The sequence below is a fragment of the Novosphingobium sp. 9U genome (genome assembly GCF_902506425.1).
Lineage (GTDB): Bacteria > Pseudomonadota > Alphaproteobacteria > Sphingomonadales > Sphingomonadaceae > Novosphingobium.
Window position 1 is genome coordinate 108,405 of the sequence record NZ_LR732504.1, and the last position, 19,410, is coordinate 127,814.

General features: G+C 67.6%; 15 protein-coding genes. 8 read left to right on the plus strand and 7 right to left on the minus strand.

The genetic code is table 11. The annotated features are described in order from the left end of the window. Positions 1-96: 96 nt before the first annotated feature. From treY to GV044_RS17215, 5 genes are all read right to left on the minus strand, one after another. Entirely contained in the window at positions 97-2,505 is a 2,409-nt protein-coding gene (gene treY, locus GV044_RS17195) for a malto-oligosyltrehalose synthase (RefSeq protein ID WP_159873138.1), read from the minus strand. Further along, on the minus strand, positions 2,502-4,460 hold the full coding sequence (gene malQ, locus GV044_RS17200) for a 4-alpha-glucanotransferase (protein WP_159873140.1): 1,959 nt from the start codon (positions 4,458-4,460) through the stop codon (positions 2,502-2,504). Before malQ ends, treY begins: the two co-directional genes overlap by 4 nt. Next, a complete protein-coding gene (treZ, locus tag GV044_RS17205) occupies positions 4,457-6,160 on the minus strand; it encodes a malto-oligosyltrehalose trehalohydrolase (RefSeq protein WP_159873142.1) in 1,704 nt (567 codons plus the stop codon). The genes malQ and treZ overlap by 4 nt, the downstream gene beginning before the upstream one ends. Beyond that, positions 6,157-8,262, minus strand: a complete 2,106-nt coding sequence (gene glgX, locus GV044_RS17210) for a glycogen debranching protein GlgX (protein WP_236555055.1) — start codon at positions 8,260-8,262, stop codon at positions 6,157-6,159. The genes treZ and glgX overlap by 4 nt, the downstream gene beginning before the upstream one ends. A gap of 109 nt (positions 8,263-8,371) precedes the next feature. Beyond that, positions 8,372-9,160 carry an energy transducer TonB gene (locus GV044_RS17215; RefSeq protein WP_159873146.1) on the minus strand — a complete coding sequence of 263 codons (789 nt, stop codon included), beginning with the start codon at positions 9,158-9,160 and terminating at the stop codon, positions 8,372-8,374. A 127-nt stretch (positions 9,161-9,287) separates the two neighbouring features. Here GV044_RS17215 and GV044_RS17220 point away from each other — a divergent pair, with 127 nt between their 5' ends. From GV044_RS17220 to GV044_RS17255, 8 genes are all read left to right on the plus strand, one after another. After that, the gene (locus tag GV044_RS17220; RefSeq protein ID WP_159873148.1) at positions 9,288-10,013 is read left to right on the plus strand and encodes a PepSY-associated TM helix domain-containing protein; all 726 of its coding nucleotides are present in this window, start codon (positions 9,288-9,290) and stop codon (positions 10,011-10,013) included. A gap of 18 nt (positions 10,014-10,031) precedes the next feature. Next, positions 10,032-10,514 (plus strand): DUF2271 domain-containing protein, encoded by a 483-nt coding sequence (locus tag GV044_RS17225; protein WP_159873150.1) that lies wholly within the window; start codon positions 10,032-10,034, stop codon positions 10,512-10,514. A 32-nt stretch (positions 10,515-10,546) separates the two neighbouring features. Next, positions 10,547-11,524: a DUF4198 domain-containing protein gene (locus GV044_RS17230; protein ID WP_159873152.1), complete on the plus strand. Its 978-nt coding sequence runs from the start codon at positions 10,547-10,549 to the stop codon at positions 11,522-11,524. Positions 11,525-11,527: 3 nt separating this feature from the next. Continuing rightward, a complete protein-coding gene (locus GV044_RS17235; protein ID WP_236555056.1) occupies positions 11,528-12,517 on the plus strand; it encodes an FAD:protein FMN transferase in 990 nt (329 codons plus the stop codon). Between the two features lie 144 nt (positions 12,518-12,661). Further along, the gene (locus GV044_RS17240; RefSeq protein WP_159873154.1) at positions 12,662-15,187 is read left to right on the plus strand and encodes a TonB-dependent siderophore receptor; all 2,526 of its coding nucleotides are present in this window, start codon (positions 12,662-12,664) and stop codon (positions 15,185-15,187) included. A gap of 85 nt (positions 15,188-15,272) precedes the next feature. Further along, a complete protein-coding gene (locus GV044_RS17245; protein WP_159873155.1) occupies positions 15,273-15,953 on the plus strand; it encodes a Fe2+-dependent dioxygenase in 681 nt (226 codons plus the stop codon). Continuing rightward, a complete protein-coding gene (locus tag GV044_RS17250; RefSeq protein ID WP_236555057.1) occupies positions 15,950-17,065 on the plus strand; it encodes an alpha-hydroxy acid oxidase in 1,116 nt (371 codons plus the stop codon). The genes GV044_RS17245 and GV044_RS17250 overlap by 4 nt, the downstream gene beginning before the upstream one ends. 15 nt (positions 17,066-17,080) lie before the next feature. After that, positions 17,081-18,112, plus strand: a complete 1,032-nt coding sequence (locus GV044_RS17255; RefSeq protein WP_159873159.1) for a D-cysteine desulfhydrase family protein — start codon at positions 17,081-17,083, stop codon at positions 18,110-18,112. A gap of 9 nt (positions 18,113-18,121) precedes the next feature. Here the strand turns inward: GV044_RS17255 and GV044_RS17260 are convergent, their stop codons facing one another. Beyond that, positions 18,122-18,988, minus strand: coding sequence for an LLM class F420-dependent oxidoreductase (locus tag GV044_RS17260; protein WP_159873161.1), 867 nt, complete (start codon positions 18,986-18,988; stop codon positions 18,122-18,124). A gap of 14 nt (positions 18,989-19,002) precedes the next feature. Continuing rightward, positions 19,003-19,407 carry an EthD domain-containing protein gene (locus tag GV044_RS17265; RefSeq protein ID WP_159873163.1) on the minus strand — a complete coding sequence of 135 codons (405 nt, stop codon included), beginning with the start codon at positions 19,405-19,407 and terminating at the stop codon, positions 19,003-19,005. Positions 19,408-19,410: the final 3 nt, after the last annotated feature.

A 19,410-nucleotide genomic window follows, 5' to 3' on the forward strand; every position in this document is an offset into this window, starting at 1 on the left:
ACGTGAGTGGACGCTAGACCCGCATTCGCTAACCGTGGCAACTGACAGTCCGGTCCGATGCTCCACCGTATCGGATCGATCTGGCAGCCGCGCGCCTCAGTTCACGAAGACCGGGCCTTGCGCGAACACATCGCGCGCGAGCCAGGAACTGCCTTGCGCCTCGATCCGAGTGTCGCCCCACCAGTCGGCATCGGACGCCGGCTGCCGCTTGCCGAACAGCACGCCGCCGAGCCGCACTGCGACGGCGCAGACTACCGTCTCGTCTCCGTGCGCACGGGTGAAAGCAACGACATGCTCCGCGCGCTCGCCGGCGACGGCTACAGGCTCGTAGCCACCATCACGCAAGGCGGCATTGCCATTGCGCAACGCGAGCAGCCTGGCGACGAGGCGCAGCTTGCCAGCCTCGCCCTGCCCGTCATCCCCAGCAAGCAGGTCACGGCGGCGGGCGTAGTCGACCGGCCGGCGATTGTCGGGATCGACCATCGAGAAGTCGAATAGCTCGCAACCCTGGTAGGTGTCGGGCACTCCGGGCATCAGGAAGTGCAGCGCCGTCTGCGCCAATGTGTTCGCCAGCGCCGGCGCCGAGAGATCGTCCATGAAGGCGGCCAAGTCCTCGCGGAAGGCGGCGCCGGCTCCCTCCGTCAGCAGCAGAGTGGCGAGCGCATGGCAGCGCGCCTCGTAGTCCTCGTCGGGTGCTTCCCATGAGGAGCGCAGCTTGGCTTCGCGCAGAGCCTTGCGCTGCCAATCATGCACGCGCTCCAGCAAGCTCGCGTCGTTAGGCTGCCAGGATCCGACCAGCGTCTGGAACAGCAGATAGGCGTCCCCGGCGTCGACGAGCGGCCCATGCTCGGCTGCGACGGCAAGCCAACCCCTGACCCGCTGCTCCCATACGTCCGGGACCGCGCTGAGCATCGCCAGCCGGGCACGCGCATCCTCGCCGCGCTTGTGGTCGTGCGTCGCCGTGGCGAGCATCGCATGCGGCGTGCGCGCGGCACGCTCGCGCATCTCGGCGTGGAACTGCGCAAGATCGCAGGCGAAGTGCTCTGGCTCGAAGCCGACGTCGTTGGCCGAGAGGAGCACGCCGTGGCGGTAGAAGGCGGTGTCCTCCACGCCCTTCGCGGCGATCGGCGCGGAGAGTTGCTGGAAGCGCCGCACGGCGTCGGCCGCAGGTTCACCGCCCTTTCCCGCCAGCCAGCCGAGCACTGCGTCCAGCACCGGCACTTCGCCCGGCGGCATGAGCGGCAATGCCGCCTCGCGCGCGGAAGCCCGGATCGGCGCATCGGCATCGGGCGCGCCCAGGCCGGTCGCGTAAGTGCGGTAGACCGGAAAAACCCAGAGCAACCGCTCGATGGCGCGGCGCAGCATGCCACGCGTGATCCAGCTATGGTCGGAGCTGCCCTGCGCCAGAGTGTAGAAGCTCTCCACGCAAGCCGCCAGCTGGCCTTCAAACTGCCACGCCAGCAAGTCCTGCCGCGCGGGCACCGCCTCGTCTTCGAAGGCCGCGCTGCGACCGCCGATCTCCTCCCAGAGCTGACCGAGGGGTGCCTGACCGGCAGGCTCGTGGAGCACCTCGGACACCTGGCGCATGAAATCGTAGCCGCTGGTGCCATCGATCTGCCAGTCGGTGGCGAAAGGCTCGTCGCCGGCGAGAATTTTCTCGACCACGATATAGGCAGGCCGGTCGGACGCGATACCGTCGAAGCGGGCGCGCAGTGTGCGGCAGTAGCCGGCAGGATCGGTGAGGCCATCGACATGGTCCACGCGCACGCCGTCGATCAGCCCGCGCCGGAACAAGTCGAAGTAGAGCGCGTGGGTGCGTTCGAACACGGCCGGATCCTCGATCCGCACGCCGGCCAGTTCGTTGATCGAGAAGAAGCGCCGCCAGTTCAGCTCGTCATTTGCCGCACGCCAGTAGAGCAGCCGGTAGTGCTGGCGATCGAGCACTTGCGCGATCTCCCCGGCTGAGAACACAGCGTTCGGATCGGCTTGGTGAACCGGGTCGTCAGCCCGGATCGGGTAGGTCGCTCCGCCGTAGAGCTGCACGCCCAAGCGGTCGCCATGCCGCACCAGCTGGATCGCGCCATCGGCCAGCGCCTCGTCCAGCGGCGTGCCGAGCACCGGCAGGGCTACGCGCTCGCGCCAGTCGATGTCGAACACCGGCGCATACTCGCTGGTCTGCCCATGCTCCAGCACGTCCAGCCACCAGGCGTTCTCGTCGCCGGCGACGCCCATGTGGTTGGGCACGATGTCGATGATCAGCCCCAGCCCGTGCCGCTTCAGCGCGGCGACCAAGCTGAGCAGGCCCGCTTCGCCGCCCAGTTCCGGGTTGATGCGGGTGGGATCGATCACGTCGTAGCCGTGCGTCGATCCGCTCGCCGCCGCAGTGATCGGTGAGGCATAGAGGTGGCTGACGCCGAGATCGGCGAGGTAGGGCACCACCGCCTCGGCATCGGCGAAGGTGAAATCCTGGTGGAGTTGCAGGCGGTAGGTCGCTGTCGGCTTCATGCCCGCCGCGCCTCGATCAAGGCCGCCAGGCGGCGCGCCGTGGCGGGCTCGGCGAGCAGATCGGCGAGCGGACCGGACAGGCGGCGGCGCCAGTTGGGATGTTCGTCGATGGTGCCGGGCAAGTTGGGCTGCTCCTCCAGGCCGAGCAGGTCTTCCAGCGGGATGATCGCGAGCACGCTGGGCGTGCGGCCCATCTGCACGATGGCCGCTTCCACGACCGGCGCGGGTGTGTCGGCGGAGGGCTGCGGCGTGCCGCTGCCGATCGCGGACCAGAGTGCCGAGCGGTCGGCCATGCGTTGTGTCTCCTCGTTGTGCCAATTGCCGCGTGCGAGGCGGCGGTTCCAGCCGATGTCGCGGCCGGTCCACCATCCCGCGACGGTCGCGGTGTCGTGCGTGCCGGTCATGGCGATGGCCTGCGCCGGAAAGTCCTCTGCAGGGGCGAAACCGTTCCCGTTGCGCTCGAACCAGAGCACGCGCATGCCCAGGATGCCCTTGTCGGTGACCGGCTCCACGAAGCCGGGTGGGCGCGTGCCGAGATCCTCGCCGATGACGACGGCACCCGCGCGGTGGGATTCCAGCGCGATGATGCGCAGCATGTCGGCGAAGGGATAGCTGAGGTACGCGCCCTCGCTCGCGAGTCGGCCCTCCGGCACCACCCACAGGCGGGCGAGACCGAACGCATGGTCGATCCGCACGCCGCCAGCGTGGCGCAGCGCCGCGCGCAAGGTGGCGATCCACGGCGCAAAGCCGCTTTGCCGCAGGTCTTGCGGCGAAAACCCGGTCAGCGCCCAGTTCTGCCCGTCGGGTCCGAGCGGATCGGGCGGAGCGCCGATCGTCAGGCCGGTCAGCATCGTGCCCTGCAAGGCCCAGGCATCGCTACCCGCCGGGTCGATCCCGACAGCAAGATCGGCGATGAGGCCGATCGCCATGCCGCCCGACTTCGCCTCGCCCTGCACCGCCGCCAGCGAGCGTTCGGCGAGCCACTGCGCGAAGAGGTGAAACGCGATTTCTTCTGTCTGCTCGGTAGCAAAGCCAGCGATGCCCGGTGCTTCGGGATGCGCGTAGTCTGCAGGCCACTTGCGCCAGTCCCTCTCGTCCAAGTGGAGCGACAAAGCGTCGAACACGGCCTGCCGGTGAAGAGCAGATCCTTGCCTCTCGGACCAGGCATCTATCTCCTGCCGCTGCTCGGGCGTGAGGTCAGCGAAGGCGCGGCGCAGTTCGCGCTGCCGGCTCGCGAGGCCACTCGGCCAGTCGATCAGTTCCTGCTCCTTCTGGTCCGATAATCCTGCGTCGGCAGTGGAAGTATCGACCAGCATGGCGTTGAGGAACAACCGGCTCGAGGGGGAGTAAGGGTAGAAGCTTGTCCCGCCAGATAGCAGTGCGTGGACCGGGCTGATCGCCACGGCATCCGCGCCGCGCGCCGCAAACAGGCGCACCGCTTCGCGCAAGTCGGCGAAGGTGCCGTAAGGTGCGGGGCGCTCATGCAGCGAGGGGATCTGGATGGCGGTGCCCCAGAGGCGCTTCCTCGCGACGCCCGGCAAGTCGGCGGGGAGCAGGCAACGCGGCGGCGCCACGGCGAGCACCAGTGCGTGCTCGCCGATCTGCAAGCGATGATACCCGGGCTCGGCAATCGGCGGCAGGACGCCGCGCACGATCGGCAGTGACCGGCGCTCGCCCTGTTCCATCGTGAGCTCGGCGGCTTCAGCTGCCGCGAGCGATGCGGGCAGCGCCAGCGGGGCGTCGATATCGACCGAAAGGAACGCGGGCGGCCGGCTCATCTCTTCGCTGAGCGCGGCCACACTGGCGCTTGCCGCGTCGTCGTCATCGGCCTGATAACCCAGCGCAGCGAGCACGGCGGCAAGCGCATCATCGGAGACGACCTGGTCACGCCCGTCGGCATCCTGCCAGGTTCGCGCGACGCCAGCCGCTGCAGCCAGGGCGTGCAGCTGGCTCAAGCGGGAGCGAGCCGGGCGACGAACCGCCCGCCCTCGGCATGGATGATCTCGCCCGGCGCTTCAGGCAGTTCACCCGCTTGGTCGCCCAGATCGATGGTGATGGTCAGCACCGCGCCATCGCCCATGGTCCATGATGCCGTGACTGCCGCCTCGCCGATCGCCTCCGCGCCGATCGCCTTTGCGCCGACAAGGCGCGGAACGATGTGCTGCGTGCGCAAGGCGATGAGATTGCGGTACAGCGCCTCCCACTCGCCCGCATCCGGACCGGGCTGAGGACGCGAGGCGGTAAAGGTGCTCTCCGCATTGGGATCGGGAATTCGGGCGCGTGCGGCCTCGTCGGCGAAGGCTGCGAACTTGGCGAACTCCTTGCGCCGCCCTTCGCGAACGGCATCGGCCAGTTCGTCATGAAAGTCGGTGAAGAACAGGAACGCGGTTTCGGACCCGCTCTCATCGCCCATGAACAGCAGAGGGATCTGCGGGCTGAGCAGCAGCAAGGCGGTGGCTGCGTGCAGCTTGTCGGCGCTGGTCAGCAGCGTCAGCCGCTCGCCCATGGCACGGTTGCCGACCTGGTCGTGGTTCTGCAGGAAGGCGACGAAGCTGCTGGGCGGCAAGTGCCCGCTCAGCGAGCCGCGGTGCTTGCCGTCCTGGTTCGCGGATGCCTCGCCCTGGTAGATGAAGCCGTCCGCCAGGCACCGGGAAAGGCGCTCGGCAGGGCGATCCGCGAAGTCGGTGTAGTAGGCGTCCGTCTCGCCGGTCAGCAAGACGTGCAAGACGTTGTGGAAGTCATCGTTCCACTGCGCGTCGTAGCGGCCGGGGGCGAGCCGGTCGGCTTCGTTGTGCTCGTTCTCCAGCACCAGATGGACGTGCCGGTCCGGCAAGGCCTCACGGATGTCCTGCGCCAGACTGTCCAGGAACGCGGGATTGCCGATCGCGTGCACCGCATCGAAGCGCAGCCCGTCGAAGCGATAGTCGGTCAGCCACATCAGCGCGTTCTCGCGAAAGAACGCGGCGACCGCGGGCTCGTCGACAGCGACGGCTCCGCCCCATGGCGTGTCGACATCCGTGTGGAAGAAGCCGGGCGCATAGGCGCCAAGGTAATTACCGTCAGGGCCGAAGTGGTTGTAGACGACGTCCAGGAACACCATCAGCCCCAGGCCATGCGCGGTGTCGACCAATGCGCGCAACTCGTCTGGCGTGCCATAGCTTTCGGCCGGAGCGAAGGGCAGGACGCCATCGTAGCCCCAGTTGCGGGTGCCGGAAAAGGCGTTGATCGGCATCAGCTCGACCGCGGTGATGCCGAGCGCGGCGATCCGCTCCAACTCCTGCACGACACCGCTGAAGCCGCCAAGAACGCCGACGTGCAGCTCCTGCACAATCGTCTCTTCCCACGGACGCCCGCGCCAATCGGCGTGCTCCCACGCAAACGGCTCGGCATCGACCAAGACGCTCCAGCCGTGCACCCCGCCGCTCTGCGCGCGCGAGGCCGGGTCGGGCACGGCGAGCCCGTCGTCCAGCACGAAGCGATAGCGCGCACCTGGCGCCGCCGGCACTTCGGCCTCGAACACACCATGGTCTCGCGCGGTGAGAACGACCGGCGGCCGCCCCTCGATCTCCAGCTTCGGCGCGGTCTGCGCAGGAGCCCAGAGTTGGAAGTGCCACAAGCCCGGAGCGGCCTTGCGTGGCCCCCACCACTTCGTCACTGCGCGAACTCCGAGACGGAGCGGATCAGCGCCGCGCTGTGCGAGGCGAGCGTGTACTCGCCGCCGATCTCCTTGTCGGCCACATCGGGGCGAGAGCTGTCGACCAGCAGGGTTCGGGCGGCAACGGCGGTCGTGAGCGTGAAGGAGACGGGGTCATCACTGGCGTTGAGCAGCAGGTTGATCGCCTCCACCGAGCCATCCTCCAGGCGTGTCGCTCGGCGCATCGAGAGCGCGCGGCCTTCGGGGTTCTGCCAGTCCTCCGGGGACAGTTGCTGGCCGCGCTCGTCCCACCACTCGACATCGTTGATGCCCTCACCCGGTGAGTCTTGGCCGTAGAGGAACACCTCGCTGCGCAGAACCTCGTACTGCTTGCGCAGGGCGATCAGCCGCGACGTGAAGGCGTTGAGCGCAGCGCCTTCCTCGCTGTCGAGCAGCGACCAGTCCATCCAGCTGATCGCGTTGTCCTGGCAGTAGGCATTGTTGTTGCCCCCCTGGGTGCGTCCGAACTCGTCGCCCGCCACCAGCATCGGCGTGCCCAGCGATGCGAGCAGCGTCGTCAGCATCGAGCGCTGGACCTTGGCCCGGGTTTCCTTGATGCCCTGATCCTCGGTCGGACCTTCGGCGCCCCAGTTGCGTGAGAGATTGTTGTCGTGACCGTCGCGATTGTCCTCGCCGTTCGCCTCGTTGTGGCGCTCTTCGTAGGAGACCAGGTCGGCCAGCGTAAAGCCGTCATGGCTGGTGAGGAAGTTGACGCTCGCCCAGGGCCGCCGCGCTCGCCGGTCGAACAAGTCGCCCGAGCCCGAGAGCCGCGCCGCCAGATCGGCGCGCGTTCCCGCGTCGCCGCGCCAGAAGCGGCGGGTGGTGTCGCGGAACTTGTCGTTCCACTCGGCGAACCCGGGCGGGAAGTTGCCCAGCTGATAACCGCCCATGCCCACGTCCCACGGCTCGGTAATGAGCTTCAGCCGCCCGAGGATCGGATCCTGGCGCAGCACGTGGAAGAAGGCGGCATTGGGATCGAAGCCGTAGTCGGTCCGCCCCAGGGTCAGCCCCAGGTCGAAGCGGAAGCCGTCGATGCCGTACGATGTGGCCCAATGCCGCAGCGAGTCCGCTACCATCTGGATCACACGCGGATGCGTCAGGTTGAAGGTGTTGCCGGTGCCGGTGTCATTCAGGCAATAGCGCTTGTCGTCGGGCAGCAGGCGGTAATAGGTCGCGTTATCGAGCCCGCGCCAGCTGAGCGTCGGGCCCAGCTCCGAGCCCTCGCAGCTATGATTGTAGACGACGTCGAGGATCACCTCGATCCCCGCAGCGTGCAGGCGGCGCACCGCGACACGCAGCTCGTCCTGCGTGGACTCGTCGGCGAAGTAGCTGGGTTCGGGCGTGAAAAAGTTGAGAGTGTTGTAACCCCAATAATTGCGCAGGCCCTTCTCCTGCAGGAAGCGGTCCTGCGTGAAGGCATGGATTGGCAGCAGCTCCAGCGCGGTGACGCCCAGGCGCTTCAAGTGGTCGATGACCTTGGGGTGGGCGAGGCCGGCAAAGGTGCCGCGCTCCTGCGGCGGCGCTTCCTCCAGCAGCTTGGTCAGGCCCTTGGCATGGGCCTCGTAGATCACCGTCTCGGACCAGGGCGTGTTGGGGCGGCGATCTTCCGACCAGTCGAAGAAATCGTGCGTCACTACTGCCTTGGGCATCGCGGGCGCAGAGTCGCGTTTGTCGAAGCCGAGGTCGGCGCGGCGGCTGCGCAAGGGATAGGCGTGCAGCACGTCGTTCCAGCGGATGTTGCCGGCCAGCCGCCGGGCATAGGGATCGAGCAGCAGCTTGTTGGGATTGAAGCGGTGACCCTGTTCCGGCTCGTAAGGACCATAGGCGCGATAGCCGTAGGTCAACCCTGGTCGCGCGTTCGGGAGATAGCCGTGCCACACCTCGTCGGTGCACTCGGGCAAGGCGAAGCGCCCGACCTCGCGCTTGCCCGCGGGATCGAACAGGCACAGCTCGATTTTTTCAGCATGCGCGGAGAAGATGGCGAAGTTGACGCCAAGACCATCAAAGGTGGCGCCGAGCGGGTAGGGTCTGCCGCTCTCGAGGCGATCGGGAAGAAGGCTCAAGTGTGCTCCGTGCATCTTTTTGGCTTGCGGCAGGGGAAATGCCCGCTGACGCAATTGGATGCAGAGATGCGCGCTCAGCTCACAATAAATCGTGCCTCAGCGCGCAAGATCAGGCCTTGAGCACGAACGGGATGCTGACGATCCCGCGTACGGCCACGGCTGCGCCGTTGACCTTCTGCGGCGCCCAGCGCCAGCGCTTCACCGCAACGAGCGCGGCATTGTCGAGCAGCTGGCTGCCACTGCTGACCGCGATCTGGATATCGGAGACGCGCCCGTCTGGCCCGACCAGGAGGCGCAGCTTGACCGTGCCTTGCACCTTCTGCCGGCGCGCATCGATGGGGTAGGCCGGCGGCTTGGCCGAGATCACCTGGCTTGCCAGATCACCGCCGTCGATGGGCGCGCTCGGCGCTGGAGCAGCAGGCGCTGCGGCTGGAGCGGCGGGCGCCGCGATCACGGGTGCGACGGTGGCAGGCGGTTGTGCGGGCGGCGGCAGGTCCAGTGTCACCTGGGTCGGCCCAGGCGAGGGAAGCTGGATCTTCGGCTGCGGCACAAAGGCCTGCTGCGGCTGCCGAACCGGCGCGTCGAGTTTCTGGGCGGGAGGCGGTGGCGGCGGCGTGGTCTCCAGCTCCTTCATCGAGACGACCGTCAGGTGCGCCTGTTCCTTGTGCTGGGCTACGATGTTGAGCGTTGCGAGCGCGGCACCGATGGCAAGCAGGACGCCGGCCGATGCGAGGAAGGCGACGGGCCCGGACCGCCGCGACGGGCGGTACACGCCGCGCTCATACGCGGGCCCGCCCATCGCAGCCTCTCGCACGTCGGCAAGCGAGACCACCTCACCGCGCGTGACCGGCGTCGGTGCAGCCTGTGGTATCATTCGTGCCGATGCAAGCGTCGCCATGAAAGCTCCTTCTCGAACGCAACAACCAAGCTATTGCGAGTCATTCGCATAGGCACTAAGGACCGTTCCGTCCAGAGCTAATGGAGCCTCTGGCCCCCGGTCTCCCACGGGACGGTTCCATCGCTCCATGTTTCATTCCAGTGGAAAGTCGCGCACGTTGGAAGCCGTCGAACTCGCCGAGCCTGCAGCAGCCCCGCGCAGCGCGACGCAGCCCGCCCGCACGCTGGCAGCGCCGCGCAAGAGCCGCAAGGTGCGCACCTTCTGGCTGAAGCAGCTGCACACCTGGCACTGGATCAGCGCGGCGATCTCGCTGGCGGCGATGCTGCTGTTCTCCGTGACCGGACTAACGCTGAACCACGCAGCTTCGATCGCCGCCGAACCGGTGGTCACGCAGAGCAACGGCCGGCTGCCGATGGCCTTGGTAGAAAGCCTGCCCAAGCCGGGCGACAGCCATGCCCCCCTGCCCGACCGCGTTGCCGCGGCCGTGGCCAAAGTGGTGCCACTCGACCCTGCGGGCTTTGCCGCGGACTGGTCGGACGAAGGCGAAGTCTACGTCGCCATGCCCGGCCCCGGCCGCGATGCCTGGGTCAGCATCGACCGCACGACGGGCGCGGTCAGCGCGGAGCGCACCGAGCGAGGTTGGATTTCCTACGTCAACGACCTGCACAAGGGGCGCAACACCGGCTCGGCATGGTTCTGGTTCATCGACGTGTTTGCGGTCGCCTGCCTAGTTTTCACGATCACCGGGCTGGTCCTGCTCCAGCTCCATTCCAAGCATCGCCCGGCGACCTGGCCGCTGGTCGGCCTCAGCCTCGCCATACCCGTCATCGTTGCCGTCTTCTTCATCCATTAACGTAAAGGTTCGCCTCAGATGAACAAGGTCCTGCCCTCCCTTCCCTTGCTGGTCGCAGGTACGGTGGCGATGCCTGCCGCCGCTGCGACCGTCAGCATCACCGTGCCGCGCGTCGACGTCGCCGAATACCACAAGCCCTATGTCGTGGGCTGGCTGGAGCCGGCTGCCGGTGGCGAGGCGAAGACGATATTCGTCTGGTACGACGTCAAGAAGGGCGGACGCGAACCGGGCACCAAGTGGCTTTCCGACCTGCGCAGCTGGTGGCGCAAGGGTGGCCGCTCGCTCAAGCTGCCCGCCGATGGCGTGAGCGGCGCTACGCGATCGCCCGGCACCTACCAGATCCCCATCCCCGGCAACCTGCCCGCCGGTCAGTACGTGCTGAAGGTGGAGGCCGCGCGCGAAACCGGCGGACGCGAGCTCGTCTCGGTGCCGATCACGCTTCCCAAGGGCCGCGGCGCCGCCTCGGGCAAGACCGAGCTGGGCGCCGTCACCGTTCGCTGAAACATCTGCATCTCTTCCTACAAGGATCCATCATGCGCACTCGTCACGCCCTGATCGCCGCCGCTCTTCTGGCCACCGGCCTGTCCTCGCCCGCCTGGGCTCACCGCCAGTGGCTGCTGCCGTCCACCACCACCCTCGCCGGGACCAGCGAGTACGTCACCGTGGACGGAGCGGTCTCCAACGACCTGTTCTACGCCGATCACTTCCCGATCGACCCGGCGCAAGTGAAGGTCTGGGCGCCTGACGGCACCGAGGCCAAGGTCGAGAATGCAGCCACGCTGCGCTACCGCTCCACCTTCGACGTCAAGATCGACAAGCCGGGCACCTGGGTCATCGGCACCGAGCGCAGCGGCCTGATGGGCACTTTCAAGGTCGATGGCGAGACGTGGCGCGTCGGCAGCCGCGGTCGTAACGGCGGCCAGTTCGGCGGAGCAGGCGGTGCGGGCGGACCGGGTGCGCCCCGCCCCGCTGGCGCGCCGCCGCGGGGTGAGCGTCCGGGTGGCATGGCTCCCGGGGGCGTGGGTCCGGGCGGCATGGGCCCTGGTGGTCCGGACGGCGCGCCGATGAAGTTCGTCGCCACCGCGGCCGAGATCCCCGCCGACGCCACCGACATCAAGCTGACCGAGACGATCGCGCGCAACTATGTATACGTCACCGCCGATGCGCCGACCGAGAACGCCTACAAGGTCACCGGCAAGGGCCTGGAGTTCCAGCCGATCACCAAGCCAGGCGCGCTTTCGTCGGATGAGGAGGGCCAGTTCCGCTTTCTGGTCGACGGCAAGCCGGCAGCCGGCATCACCGTCGGCGTCGTGCCCGGCAGCAAGAAGTTCCGTGAATCCGAAGACGCGCAGGAGCTGAAGACCGGTGCTGACGGCGTGCTCCATGTCAAGTGGCCGGTCCCGGGCATGTACTGGCTCAATGCCAACGTGACTGACAACAAGACGAGCGAGCCACGCGCCACCGAGCGGCGGCTGAGCTTCACCACGACGCTGGAAGTCGTCGCGCCCTAAGCCTTGCGCCTCGCCGTCCCGCTCGAACTCGCCCCGGCCGCGCTCGACGGCTGGCGCGCCCATGCGCCGGTCGTCGACCTCGGCGGCGAGACGATGGGCACGACCTGGCACGTGCGGCTCGCGGCGCCTCTTGTCTTCGATCGCGCAGCCTTGCAGGCGGCGATCGAGGAACGGCTCGAGGCGATCCTGGCGCAGATGAGCCACTGGCGCGCGGACTCGCTGCTGGGCCGCTTCAATCGTGCGAGCGGCGGGTCCTGGTTCACGTTGCCGCCCGACTTCGCCACCGTGTACGAGGCCGCGCTCACCGTAGCCGAGCGCAGCGGCAGCGCCTTCGATCCGGCGATCGGCGCGCTCGTGAACCTGTGGGGCTTTGGCCCGGAGCGGGTCGCAGGTGCGCCCCAGGCATCGCAAATAGAGCATGCCCGCACCGTCGTCGGCTCGGCGCTCCTGGCGTACGATCCGGAGACGAAGCGGCTGCGGCAGCACGGTAGCGTTCAGCTGGACTTCTCGGGCATCGCCAAAGGCTTCGCCGTCGATGCCATCGGCGCCACGCTGCGCCAGCAGGGCTGCCGGCACGCACTGGTGGAAGTCGGCGGAGAGCTCCTCGGGCTGGGACTGCGCCCTGACGGCGATCCGTGGTGGGTGGATCTGGAAACACCGGTGCGGGACATTCCTCCCCTGCGGGTGGCGCTGCACCAGATGGCCGTCGCCACCTCGGGCGACTACGTACGCGGACGGCACACGATCGACCCGCGCAGCGGAGCACCGGTCGAACACGCTCTCAGCGTCAGCGTGCTGCACGCCAGCGCCATGTTGGCGGACGCTTGGGCGACTGCCTTGAGCGTGCTCGAAGGCGCCGAGATGCAGGCACTGGCAGCCCGCGAAGCGCTTGCCGTGCGCTCGCTCACCCGCGTGGCGGGTGGCTTGCGCGAGTGGATCAGCCCTGCGCTCGGAGCCATGATCGACGAGGTGGAAGAGCCGCGCAGCGCTTAAGCCTGGCTCCGCTAAGCCGCTCCAGGACCCCGCGCTTCGCTCTGTAAACACAGCATCTTCGACATAGACCCTTGCTACTGAGTTTGACTCGCAATATCGGGCGCTCAGATCAAAAACACGTCATGTCCTCGAAGGGGGAAATCCATGTCATCCAAGCCGTCGCCGTCGGCCGCGCGCCGTACCTTCCTGGCGCTCTCGTGCATCGCCCCCGCTTTTGCCGGCGCCGCCCACGCACAGCAGGCCGAAACGCCCGAGCGCTCGCTCGGCGGCGTGACCGTCACTGACACCGTGATCGAGGAAGGCAGCTACAAGGTCGACAAGCCCAGCTCGCCCAAGTTCACCGCCCCGCTGGTCAACACGCCGCGCTCTGTCACTGTCGTGCCCGCGCAGGTCATCAAGGACACCGCCTCGGCTTCGCTCGTCGAAGCACTGCGCACGGTGCCCGGCGTCACTTTCGGCGCCGGCGAGGGCGGCAACCCGCTGGGCGACCGGCCCTTCATCCGCGGCTTCGACAGCCAGGCGAGCACTTACCTCGATGGCGTGCGCGACATCGGCGCGCAGAGCCGCGAGATCTTCGCGGTCGAGCAGATCGAGGTGGTCAAGGGTTCGGACAGCGCGATGGGTGGCCGCGGCAGCGCCGGCGGCAGCATCAACCTGGTCTCCAAGATGCCCACGGGCGAGCGCTTCGCCGCCGCAAGCGGCGCGATCGGAACCGACGACTACAAGCGCGCGACGCTGGACGTGAACCAGCCGCTGAACGACCTCGTCGGCGTGCGCGTCGCGGCGATGTGGCACGATCAGGACATCGCCGGCCGCGATGCGCTGTTCTCCAAGCGTTGGGGCGTGGCCCCGTCGGTCAAGATCGGCCTCGATGGTCCGACCAGCCTGACGATCGGCTACTATCACCTGCACACGAACGAGCTGCCGGACTCGGGCATCCCGTACCTCTACACCGGCACCAACGCCCCCGCCGGGGTGACCGAGACCTCGCCCGCGCGCCACTTCACGACGATCTCGGGCGTCGAGGTGAACCGCCCGCGTGACGCCTTCTACGGCCTCAAGGACCGCGACTTCCGCAAGACCGACGTCGACAACCTGACTGCGCGCTTCCAGCATGAGTTCGACGGCGGCGTCACCATCCGCAACACCTCGCGCTATGGCCACAGCACGCAGGGCTACGTCTGGACCCAGCCCGACGACCAGCAGGGCAACGTCTACGGCGTGCGCAATGCAGCCGGCGTGATCACCGCGCCAGGCAACCAGGTCTGGCGCCGTGCCAACACGCGCTACAGCTTCGCCGAAGGGCTCATCAACCAGACCGACCTGTTCGGCGAAAAAACGTTCCTGGGCCTCAAGCACAATTTCGCCGCTAGCCTCGAATTCGCTTGGGAGAACGCGGCCAACGGCACCTACGTCTCCGATGCCGCGACGGGCACCGCGATCTCGACTGGATCGACGGTCTCGCCCCGTTGCTCGGCAACGAACATCAACCGGTTCAACTGCACTAGCGTCGACAATCCCAATCCGAACGATCCATGGGTCAGCTATGCCGCCGACGGCTCCGACACCTTGGCCGGGATCGAGCGCAGCCAGCCCAAGACCTGGACGCTGACCCAGATCGAGAGCTACGGCGCCTCGCTGTTCGACACGATCACCATCAGCGACAGCTTGCTGCTCAACCTTGGCGGCCGTTATGACCACTACAAGGTCGAAGTTAGCCCCGGCCTTGCTGCCACTTCGACTAATGTGTCCCGGACCTGGGTATCGCGCACCGACGACTTGTGGAACTACCAGGCCGGCCTGGTCTTCAAGCCGACGCCGGAGACCAGCCTCTACGTCTCGACGTCCAGCTCGGCGACGCCTCCGGGCTCCTTCCTGGCGCAAGGCTCCGAGGGCAACGCCCTTGGTACCTCCGGCAGCACCGTCAACGGCGTGGTTCTGACGCCCCTTACTGCGCAGCAGCTGACCGACCAGCTCAAGATCGAGAAGACGAAGTCGTACGAAGTCGGCGCCAAGGCCAACCTGTTCAACGAGAGCCTGTCACTCAGCCTGGCCGCGTTCCAGACCGACACCAAGAATGCCCGCACGACCGGTCCGAACAACACCGTCGAATTCATCGGCGAGCGCCGCATCCGGGGCATCGAGTTCGGCTTCAACGGCAACATCACGCCCGAGTGGAGCGTCTTTGGCGGCTACACCTACATGGACGCCAAGATTCGCGACGGCGGCTTTACCGCCACCACGGCTGTCGACAGCGTCACCGGAGTGTCGCGTACGCTGCTCGCCCCGTCCGTGAACACCGGCAAGCCGTTCCCCAACACGCCCAAGCACAGCTTCACCGCCTTCACCAACTACAACGTGACCGACAGGTTCACCGTGGGCGGCGGCGCGATTTACATGAGCAAGGTCTACGGCGGCTTCCAGGAAGTGGGCGCACGCACCATCCGCAATGGCGTGGTCGTGATCCCCAGCCAGGTCATCGGCCGCATGGTGCCCAGCTACTGGCGCTTCGATGCGAACGCCTCGTTCAAGCTGAACGATGCGGTCCAGATCCAGGCCAACGTCCAGAACGTCGCCAACAAGCTGTACTACGACAAGGCCTTCACCGCGCACTACGCCAACCAGGCCGCAGGCCGCACCGCGATCCTGACGGTCAACGTCAAGTACTGAGCCACGGCGCTCTCGCAGGACCCGGCAGGCGCTTCATCACAAGCGCTTGCCGGGTCTTCGCTTTTGGCGGCACAAGGGAGGCGACATGGTCATCGAGATCCCCGAGCTGTTCGATCCTGCCGAAGTGCGCGAGGTGCGCGCCGCGCTGGAAGCTGCCGAGTGGTCCGATGGCCGCGCCACTGCCGGGCACCAGGCAGCGCGGGTCAAGGACAACGAGCAGCTCGCGCTGGACCTGCCGCTGGCGCGCGAGCTGGCGGACAGGGTGCTTGCCCGCCTCGCACGTACCCCTCTGTTCATCGCCGCCGCCCTGCCCGCGCGCGTGCTGCCACCCCGCTTCTCGCGCTATGCCGGCAAGGGTCAGTACGGCGCGCACGTAGACAATGCGATCTTTCCCCTGCCCGGCACCGGCGAGCACGTGCGTTCCGACATCTCGGCCACCCTGTTCCTCTCCGACCCCGCGGGTTACGACGGCGGAGAGCTGGTGATCGAGGACATGTTCGGCACCCACAGCGCCAAGCCGGCCGCCGGGCACCTGATCGTCTACCCCGGCAGCAGCCTTCATCGCGTCACGCCGGTGACGCGCGGCGTGCGCTATGCCGCGTTCTTCTGGGTGCAGAGCTTCGTCGCTTCGGCAGAGCAGCGCCGGCTGCTGTTCGACCTCGACGGCGCGATCCAGTCAGTCGCGACCGACCATCCCGAGCACACCTCGATCGATACCCTGACGCAAGTCTACCACAACCTCCTGCGCCAGTGGTCGCAGACGTGACCCTGCCGCCGCACCCCGGCGTGCCGCCCGGCATCGCCACTCTGGCGGACTACGAGACGGCGGCGCAGGCACATCTGGAACCGAAAGTCTGGCGCCACATCCAGGAAGGCGCCGGAACAGAGCGGAGCCTGGCGGAGAACCGCGCGGCCTTCGCGCGCTGGGGCTTCCTGCCGCGTGCGCTGGCCGACTTGCGTGGCGGCGGCACGGGGCTGACGCTGTTCGGCCATCGCCACGCCGCGCCCCTCCTGCTCGCACCAATGGCGTACCAGCGCCTGGCGCACCCAGACGGCGAGCTCGCCGTGGTGCGTGCCGCTGCCGCGCTGGAGACCGGCATGGTGGTGAGCACGCTCGCCAGCATGACGCTGGAGCAGGTCGCCGATGCTGGGAGAGAGGCCGCGGCAGCGCTCGGCAAACCGTCTCCGCCGCTGTGGTTTCAGCTCTACCTACAACCCGATCGGCAGGACTCGCTTGCACTGGTCCGGCGGGCGGAAGCGTCCGGCTACGAAGCGATCGTGCTGACCGTGGATGCCGCGATCAAGCCTGCAGGCATCACGCTTCCCGCCGGCGTTGAGGCCGCGAACCTGATGGGCATGCACCGCATCCGGCACACCGCGGTTCCTGGCGGCGGCATCGTGCTGGGCACGCCGCTGGCAGACACTGCGCCGCGCTGGGAAGACCTGGAATGGCTGCGCAGCGAGACGCGCCTGCCACTGCTCGTGAAGGGCATGCTGCTAGGCGGTGACGCAGCGCAAGCCGTGGGATGCGGCGCCGATGGGCTGATCATTTCCAATCATGGCGGGCGCGTGCTCGATGGCGTGCCCAGCGCGCTCGACATGCTCGGCGCTGTCGCGGATGCGACCGGGGCCCGCGTGCCGCTGCTGATGGACGGCGGCGTGCGCACCGGCTCCGATGTGGTCAAGGCGCTGGCGCTAGGCGCCTCGGCCGTGCTGCTCGGCCGTCCGCAGATGCATGCCCTGGCGGTCGCCGGCATGGCCGGTGTCGCCCACGCCATTCACCTGCTGCGAACCGAGCTGGAGGCGACTATGGCGCAGCTCGGCTGCGGAACGCTGGATGCGATCAGCTCCGAGCGGCTGTGGGCGTTCGACGGCTGACGCACGGAGGATCGGATGCTGGAAGACCTGAACGCTCGACTGAGCCAATACGGGCGCTACCCGCTCCTGGAGGGGCCGACGCCGATCCAGCGCCTGTCGCGCCTGGAGGCCGTGCTGGGCGACGAAGCCGGCGGTGCCCGGCTCTGGGTCAAGCGCGACGACCTGATGGAGGTTGGCGGCGGCGGCAACAAACTGCGCAAGCTAGAGTTCCTGATCGGCGAGGCGCTCGCACAAGGCTGCGACACATTCATCACCACCGGCGGCCTGCAATCAAACCACGCGCGCCAATCCGCCGCTGCAGCGGCGCGGGCCGGCATGGCTTGCGAACTGATGCTGGCCGACGTGGTGCCGCGCCACGACCAAGATTATCGGAACAACGGCAACCTGCTCCTCGACCAAATCTTTGGAGCTCGCGTCCATCGCTTGTCTCCAGGCGCCGCCCCTGTCGCCGCCGCCCAGGCTCGCGCCGACGAGCTTCGTGAGCAAGGCCACAAGGTCTATGTTGTCGGTAATGGAGGATCGTCGCCGCTGGGTGCATTGGGCTACGCAGCGAGCGCGGCCGAGATCATCGCCTGGGAAGCCACATCGCAGGTCCGGTTCGACACAATCGTGGTACCCAACGGCAGTTCGGGCACTCACGCCGGACTGGTCGCAGGACTGGCCGCTGCCGACGATGCGCCAGAGCGTGTGCTTTCATACACGGTGCTGGCGCCCTTGCACACTGCGCTCAGCGACACCCGGCGGCTGGCAAAGGATGCGCTGCACTTGCTCGATCCGGAGCGGCAGATCGCCGATCAAGCGATCATCGTCGACGGCAGTCAGCGGGGCGAGGCCTATGGCATACCCACCGGAGCCATGCTCGCTGCCGTCCGCACGCTCGCGCGGAGCGAAGGCCTGCTGCTCGACCCGGTCTACAGCGGCAAGGCCTTCGCCGGCTTCCTGGAGCGCGCACGTTCGGACGCCTGGGCCAATCGTGACGTGCTGTACGTGATGACGGGCGGCACTCCGGGCCTGTTCGCCTACGCGCAGGCGTTCGTGGGGCAGTAGCGCCTCACGTCAGCCCTCGTCGAGCATCCGCTTGACCTCGGCGAGGTAGTCGATGTGCGCATCGATGTCGTTGCCAAGGCCCTTGTTCATCGATTGAACCGTGCCGTGGGTGCCGCCCGCATCGCACCAAAGCTTGAGGTGGTCGGCCGCCTCCTGCTGGTTGCGCGCGAAGATCGCCAGGAGATCGCGACCGAAGCCGTCCTCCTCGCGGCCAGCCTCGCGCAAGTGGTGGCGCACCCGGCTCCACGCTTCCACCGCCCCTTCCCCGGGTGCGGCGAAGACGAAGCCATCGCCGATGCGAGCCCCGCGCTCGTAGGCCGGTTCCGAGTGCCCGCCGAGCCACAGCGGGATCGCGCGGTGTGGGCGCGGGTTGATACCGGCGCGGTCTATACGGTCGAAGCGGCCCTGGAAGTCGACCACCGGTGTCGTCCACAGCTGGCGCAGCAGGTCCACCTGCTCCTCGATCCGCTTGGCCCGCGTCTTGAAGTCCTGGCCGAGCGCTTCGTACTCGACGTAGTTCCAGCCGATCCCGATTCCCAGGCGCAGCCGCTTGTCGGAGAACAAATCGACGTCTGCCGCCTGCTGCGCGACTAGCGCGGTCTGGCGCTGCGGCAGGACCAGCACGCCCGTCGCGAACTCGAGGTTCGTGGTGATGGCGGCTGCAAAGCTGAACAGCGTGAACGGATCGTGGAAGCTGTCCTTGTCGGTATAAGGTCCCGTCAGCTTGGGTTCGCGCCCTTCGTGCGGGCACTTCACCACGTGGTCGTAGGCCATCATGTGCGCAAAGCCGAGTTCTTCGGCCGCGCTGCAGAACTTGCGGATTGCCTGCGGATCGCCCGCGACTTCGGTGGTGGGGTAAGCAGCGCCGATCTTCATGGGTTCGCTCTCGATCAGGATTTCAGTGCCGCGCGAACGGCATCGAGGTCGGTGTCGTGCTCGACGACTGTCAGGATCCGGAACGAGGAGCGGTCGAACAGCTGCTCCTCGTCAGCGACGATCTCGGGCGGCATCAGCGAACTGGTGAGATAGGCCAGCGTGCCCCGGAACGTTGCCTCGTCGTCGAACCACAGCTCGGTGATCACATCGTAGGGCAGTTCCCCCGGCTCGCCGGTCTCGGGGTGCGGATGCGCGTCCAGGTAGCGCCGCACGTAGCGGCTGAGCATGCCCGACGACCTGGCGGCCAGCGGCGCGTGGTGCGTCTCGTAGTACTCACGGAAAGCTTCGACCGACATGCCCGGCTTGCGCTTCATCGGCAGCAGGATCTTGTACGTCGTCGCGGCCCTGGCGTCGGGCATGGT

Coding starts and splice junctions, on each gene's coding strand:
- GV044_RS17255 (WP_159873159.1), top strand. CDS start 17,081: ATGCTGGAAGACCTGAACGCTCGACTGAGCCAATACGGGCGCTACCCG.
- GV044_RS17215 (WP_159873146.1), bottom strand. CDS start 9,160: ATGGCGACGCTTGCATCGGCACGAATGATACCACAGGCTGCACCGACG.
- GV044_RS17245 (WP_159873155.1), top strand. CDS start 15,273: ATGGTCATCGAGATCCCCGAGCTGTTCGATCCTGCCGAAGTGCGCGAG.
- GV044_RS17225 (WP_159873150.1), top strand. CDS start 10,032: ATGAACAAGGTCCTGCCCTCCCTTCCCTTGCTGGTCGCAGGTACGGTG.
- GV044_RS17265 (WP_159873163.1), bottom strand. CDS start 19,407: ATGCCCGACGCCAGGGCCGCGACGACGTACAAGATCCTGCTGCCGATG.
- GV044_RS17260 (WP_159873161.1), bottom strand. CDS start 18,988: ATGAAGATCGGCGCTGCTTACCCCACCACCGAAGTCGCGGGCGATCCG.
- GV044_RS17220 (WP_159873148.1), top strand. CDS start 9,288: ATGTTTCATTCCAGTGGAAAGTCGCGCACGTTGGAAGCCGTCGAACTC.
- GV044_RS17230 (WP_159873152.1), top strand. CDS start 10,547: ATGCGCACTCGTCACGCCCTGATCGCCGCCGCTCTTCTGGCCACCGGC.
- GV044_RS17240 (WP_159873154.1), top strand. CDS start 12,662: ATGTCATCCAAGCCGTCGCCGTCGGCCGCGCGCCGTACCTTCCTGGCG.
- treY (WP_159873138.1), bottom strand. CDS start 2,505: ATGAAGCCGACAGCGACCTACCGCCTGCAACTCCACCAGGATTTCACC.